Here is a 5,919-nt window from a genome sequence, read left to right on the forward strand (position 1 = left end):
TACATTGCTTTCGATGTGGAATGGCAAACCGGCGCTTTTGGCCCCTACTACGATGTAGAACAAGCCGATGCCCAAGCCCAACGTTATGCCTGGATTTACAAGCGCCTGAAGGAGCGTAATCCAAACGTTGGGTGTTACAACTGGATTCGGAACCGAACTTTTCAGATTTCGGGTCAGGGTACTAAGCTTTTTGGCTTCTCGGACGCTTATCAAGTCTCCGACGGAGGGGCTTTTTTGGGACGAGGCTTAATGGATGATTGGCTGAATGTTTTCAATGCTGGAGCGACTTTCACGCTAAACAGTGATGCGGCCAAGGAATACGAGGAAGGCACGATTTTCAACGTGGGATATGGCTATAAAGATACCATGTGGGCCAACGCCCCTGCCTCAGAAGACAACAATGTGAAAAACAGCAGCTCACAAGTGTTGTACCTGTCTAGTTGTGACCAACATATTGTTGCCTCTAAACTCAAGCCCAACATGCGACAATTCACCTTGGCGTGGCCGGTGGAAGAACCTGGCGTAGAGTACAGTACCGCTGCCAAGCCGATGTCGAGTGGCAGGAAGGTAAGTTTGGCTGACCCTAATGGTTCGCTCACGATTACGGATAAGCCTCGCTATGACCCTAGTTGGTGGGAAGATAGAACCCTCATGGCGCTGGCCTACAGCGAAGGGGTGTATTTCTGGGACGGCAAAGGCCCTGTCCGTTCAGACAGGATCTACGCGCTTAAAAACACGGCTCAGTGTTCACCTCCGGGTTATGCCTACACGGGCAGCTGGAGCGGGAGTGGCTACAGCTGTCCAACCCCGCAGGAGCACGAGTACATGGATGTAGACGCGGCATTCGTGGATGCAGGAAGCCGAGCTTCGCACCGCGTGAAGCAAATGGGCGAAAGTTTTGTGGCTACGGCGGATAAAGTGGGTTTTTCGGTCGAGTACGTGCGCGATGTGAATCCACTGACGATTCCCGCCGATGAGTCTGAAGCCGCCACCATGTGGAATGCACTTTCGGGCAAACAAACCTTACCCGCCTATACGGATGGTCGTCATTTCAACCGTGCCGCCAAAAACGAAAGCCCCTTTGCCCTCAAACTTGCCAAATCGGGTGATAACAAACGTGGGGTGCTGCTGCAAGATTGCTATGCTCATCCGGGCAAAGTAACCTGGTTTAAATTTTCGGAATCTGGGCAGGATTATTACGTGCGCTCCCAAGGCAACCGGCTTATTTCAGACACCTATTTCACCTAAACACCCATGTATCAATTCGAAATTAAAAATGGTCAAATCTACACGACGCACTTGAGTCGTGAAACCATAATGAGAGAGGGATTGGCCGTCTTTCCTGCCGTCAATCCGCTTGGAGAAGCTGTGGAGGTAAGTAGACTCCAAGTCAAATGGGAAAGTTTTCAACCAATTAATCCTTTGCAACCATGAGCCTTACCCACAACGCAGATTATCGGATTCGGAACCTTGCTTACGCCAAATACATCCGAGGCAACGGCGAAAGTCCCAACGTGCTAGGGCAGTATACGCTTGCCGCTGGCAATGCCAATTTTACCTTTACCGCCGTCGAGATTTACATTGGTCTGGATCGTTATTTTAAGTTTAAAAATGGCACAAAATACTGGACGGTTTCGGCAACCAACGACGGAGCCTTAACCTTGGAGGATTTGTTGGCAGTATCGGGCAATGCCCACCTTCGACAATGTTTTAAATTGATTCAGGTCTCCCAAGGCGTTTTCATGCTGGAGGTGCAGAGTTTGCCCAATTCGCGGGTACAGTTGGCCGGGCCGTTGGATTTGGAGGGACGCTATATCCAGATATTTCCCAATCAAGTTAATCACCCCTCGGAGCAGTTTGCTTTTGAGCTGGTGGGTTCGGCGGCGGTGGTAGATACGCCCGTGATCAGAAAGCCAGTGTATTCGGATGATGACAAAATCTACGTCGAGAACGTGGAAACGGGGGCCAGTATCCAACTCTATTCCAACGACCAAGCATTGGGTCCCCAACGAACCAATAACACGGATGGCACTACGACGTTGGAGGTAAGTATTTCACCGCTTCCAAAGGGAACCAACTTGAAAATACAGGCTTTTAAGTCGGGCGAAAGCCCTTCTACTTCGGCGGTGGTCAAAGTAGAAGAGTACGTGGAGATTATTCGGGTACGACCTCCTACCGGATCCGTGGTCTACAATGTAGAAATCATGAACGTCGAATCAGGTAACACCAATGAAAATGTGGTAGCGGCCCGATTTGAGCCGCCCAAAATTTTGGCTAGCAATTTAGCTTCCGTGGCGGCGGCGGAGGCGTTCCTACAGAGCAACAATTACGTCAAAACCCAACCCAATTAGGATGAAGTGGCTCTTGCTTTTTTTTGTTTTGGTAAGTTCGGTGTGTTTGGGACAAACTTACCCTCAAGCTAATACGCTCCTCACGGTCAGTGAAGAGGTCTGGAAAAACCTGAGTCCCAATGCATCCAACCTGTACCTAATTGTAGGGCCTAATGGGGCGGGGCTGTGGCGAATGCGTCCCAACGACCGCACTACGCCCGCCTCGGCAACTATCAAAGTACACCCCAAGGGGATGCGTTTTGAACGAATCCCCTTGGAAGGGGCATCCAGTACCAGCGTTGCTCCTACCACCTCTTTTATCCCTTTGGTAGGAACCAATTCCTTGGCGGGCTCTATCATTCCGCTCCAGACTAATGCTTACGATGTAGGGAGTCTGACGTATCGTTTTCGGACGGGCTACTTTACGGGGCTGAACATGGCTGGGGGGATAGTAGCGGCTCAAAATGGACTCTATGATGTAGGAAGTTTGACCTACCGTTTTCGGAGTGGTTATTTCACCGACAAAATCATTGTAGGGGGTTCGGCCGATTCGGGGGAAAACTTCCAAGTCACCGGGCCAACGCGCCTGAATGGTTCCTTGTATATCGGGGGAGCCATTACCTTAGGTGTATCGGGGGATATGTATTTCGACGGCGATAAAGGGGTATCAAGGTACGTGAATGACCTGATTTTGCGGCCTTATGGAAGTGGGTCGGTGGGGAGGATTGTGCTTCAAAACAATGCTTTCAACAAGACGTTCATGCACATGACTTCTAATGGCGTTAATGTTGGGGCGGATGAAGATGTGCATTCCTCGGCTGAGTTTCAGATCACCACTACCACCAAAGGATTTCTTCCTCCTCGCCTGACTGCCTCAGAAGCTTCGGCTATTGCTAGTCCAGCGGCGGGGCTGATGTTATATGTCAACAGCACTAACGGAACTTTTACCTCTACGGGATGGTGGGGCTACACCGGTTCTGGCTGGTATAAATTTTAAACTTATGAAAGCAGTACTTAATTATTCCACTGATACCCCGTGGGTATTCTTATTACTTAACATCAGTATGGGTTTTTTCAGCCACACGGTTGCGGCAATCGCTTCTTTGCTTATTGCTGCGAATCAGTTCTACATCATGCAGCGCAGAGTGAATATCTATCACGAGGGCAGCTGGAAAAAATACATTAAGTATTGCTACGACAATCTAAACCCTAAAAAATAATGCCTGCTTGGATTGAAAACCTGCTCAAAGGTCGTGTAAGTACGACCAATATAATCGGCGTGATTTTCACGCTTGGATACTCATATTGCCTGACCTTCACGATTACCTACCTGCTTGTCTCAAAAATTGTCAATATCAACGAAGCACTCAATTTTGTCAAGGATATTCTTGGAGGGTATGAAAACATGTTGCTTGTCATCATTGGGTTTATTGCTGGAAAGAACTTGAAATAATGGAGCTAATACTTAATCGTTTTTGGGCTGGTGATCGCGGGACAAACGGAGAAATTACCGTGGAAGGTAAGCACGTATGCTACACGATTGAAAGGCCGTGGCTGGATAATCAGCGCCGGATTAGCTGTATTCCAACGGGTCGCTATCAGCTGAAGGCTCGTTTTTCGCAGAAATTCAAACAGCATCTAATTTTGCTTGATGTGCCTGGGCGCGATTTGATTCTTATTCACCCCGCCAACGACGCGATGAAAGAGCTGAATGGGTGTATTGCTCCTGTAAGCAGTCATACAGCCATCGGAAAAGGGGTGAAGAGTGTGGCGGCTTTTGTACGCGTAATAGGTCTTGCCAATTTCGCATTTCAAAAAAATGAAGATGTATTCTTACAAGTAACATGAAAAAATACCTAATCTTACTACTGTGCATCGCGACATTTTCGGCGGTTGCCCAGACACCAATTGCGCGGGTGAAGCAGGGGGAAAGCTTCACGCTTACGCTGAATTTTCCGTCGTCTTATGATACCTCGCGCATTGCGAAATTGACTGCCTTTTTAGGCGGCGCCGAGGTGGGCGACCTTCAGAAATCTACAATCGTCCCCCTAAATGACAGCTGTTTTCGTCTTCAGCTCCGCAGCTCTCGCACTGCCTTATTGAAAGGTGACTACGCCTTTCAAATCGCCGTCGAGGACAAGATTGTAGGGGTGAAAAAGACGACACCGGTTCTGATCAGCTTCGCTCCCTCGAATAATACGACTGCTAGTAGTGCGGTGAACGCGGGTTCGGATGTACTGCTGAAGGTTAATATCCTTACGCCTGTCGTGGTGGCTAATGCAGAATTGGCAACTATCTATAAGGGTGAGCCGGGCGCACAAGGGCCGGCCGGGCCTACTGGTGCGACAGGAGCGCAAGGCCCACAAGGTGTGCAAGGCCCTCCCGGTTCTGACGCTACCGTGACGGGTGCGGCGGTGACGGCAGCGCTTGGTTATACACCTGTAACGCCTACTCAGTTAGCTACGAAGTCGGACACTTCGCACCAGCATACCGCCTCTCACATTACCGACTGGACAGCCGCCTGGGCGGCGAGGTGGGCGAGTGAGGCGGTGGCAATTACTAGCAATCTTATTCCATCTGGTGTACGAAATCTGGGAGGTAGCGGCTCGGGACAGCACTGGAATATTGGTTACATTAGCACTATTAACAATCAGCTTGGGACGCTTTATCTACAGCAAGGTGGAAATAACAGAGTAAGTATTAATCCCAATGACGTTCACATATCTCCCAGTCTATTTGTTTTCAATACTGGAACCAATACTGGACAGGCGACACTTGGACTAGGCAATGGAGGTGTTTTACGCGGAAATACAACCCTTGCTTTTCTTGTTGGAGGGGGGGCTGGCGCAGAGGCGGCAAGATTTCACTCAGACGGCAATTTTTCTCTTGGTAGTAATATCAATGGAGGATATAAGTGGGATGTTAATGGAACTTCTCGTTTTCAGGGTGTTTCTACGTTTTCATCTAGTGTTGGCATAGGTACAACCTCGCCTCAGTATGCTCTTGATGTAAGAGCAGCAGGCAATGCCATATCGGTATGGGACGGGTCTAACGGTATGGTTATTTCAAGAATCGGACTTTCCAAACTCGGTGTAACTGCTACTCCACTTGATTTGTCTGGCTTTTCAAGAGTCGCAGTTATGTATACCTACAACTCCTCAAATGCAGTACAATATGGATTGCAAAATATTGGAACAATCAATCAATCTGGCACAGCAGGATATGTTGCTAATTATACATCTATCTACGAGCCAAATCTTGGTTCTGGCGAAAAACTACTCCTTGACTTAGGTACTAATAGTGCGTCTGGTGGCAATAGTGCTACACACATCCCAAAATTTCGAGTCTGGAATACGGGATATACGACAAGTATCAATGACGTAGAGATTCTCGACAGCACAAAAGGAATCATCCTGAAAAGCCCCGACGGGACGCGATATAGAATCTCCGTCGCGAATGGTGGCACCTTAACCCTGACAGCATTATGAACTTCATCCTAGCCATTTTCGCGCGCACTATCTTCTTCGTGCTGTCCCCTTTTCTAATTCTTGTTACGATAGGAATTAAGCTCTCGAAAAAAGAGAGCCTT

The 5,919-nt window shown here is 48.7% G+C and carries 8 protein-coding genes; all 8 read left to right on the plus strand.

What is annotated here, in order from left to right:
• Positions 1–1,248 (plus strand): hypothetical protein (locus G563_RS38485; protein ID WP_037327412.1); only part of this gene is annotated, 1,248 nt, incomplete at its 5' end.
• 6 nt (positions 1,249–1,254) lie between these two features.
• Entirely contained in the window at positions 1,255–1,434 is a 180-nt protein-coding gene (locus G563_RS0118105) for a hypothetical protein (protein ID WP_028666543.1), read from the plus strand.
• On the plus strand, positions 1,431–2,351 hold the full coding sequence (locus G563_RS0118110) for a hypothetical protein (RefSeq protein ID WP_028666544.1): 921 nt from the start codon (positions 1,431–1,433) through the stop codon (positions 2,349–2,351). The genes G563_RS0118105 and G563_RS0118110 overlap by 4 nt, the downstream gene beginning before the upstream one ends.
• A gap of 1 nt (position 2,352) precedes the next feature.
• Positions 2,353–3,327, plus strand: coding sequence for a phage tail-like protein (locus G563_RS0118115; protein WP_028666545.1), 975 nt, complete (start codon positions 2,353–2,355; stop codon positions 3,325–3,327).
• A gap of 4 nt (positions 3,328–3,331) precedes the next feature.
• A complete protein-coding gene (locus G563_RS0118120; RefSeq protein ID WP_028666546.1) occupies positions 3,332–3,550 on the plus strand; it encodes a hypothetical protein in 219 nt (72 codons plus the stop codon).
• The gene (locus G563_RS0118125; protein ID WP_028666547.1) at positions 3,550–3,783 is read left to right on the plus strand and encodes a hypothetical protein; all 234 of its coding nucleotides are present in this window, start codon (positions 3,550–3,552) and stop codon (positions 3,781–3,783) included. The genes G563_RS0118120 and G563_RS0118125 overlap by 1 nt, the downstream gene beginning before the upstream one ends.
• Entirely contained in the window at positions 3,783–4,178 is a 396-nt protein-coding gene (locus tag G563_RS0118130) for a DUF5675 family protein (RefSeq protein WP_028666548.1), read from the plus strand. The genes G563_RS0118125 and G563_RS0118130 overlap by 1 nt, the downstream gene beginning before the upstream one ends.
• 167 nt (positions 4,179–4,345) lie before the next feature.
• The gene (locus G563_RS0118135; RefSeq protein ID WP_157585395.1) at positions 4,346–5,818 is read left to right on the plus strand and encodes a collagen-like triple helix repeat-containing protein; all 1,473 of its coding nucleotides are present in this window, start codon (positions 4,346–4,348) and stop codon (positions 5,816–5,818) included.
• The last annotated feature ends 101 nt before the right edge of the window (positions 5,819–5,919 follow it).

Origin of the sequence: Runella zeae DSM 19591 (genome assembly GCF_000423565.1) — a bacterium.
Lineage (GTDB): Bacteria > Bacteroidota > Bacteroidia > Cytophagales > Spirosomataceae > Runella > Runella zeae.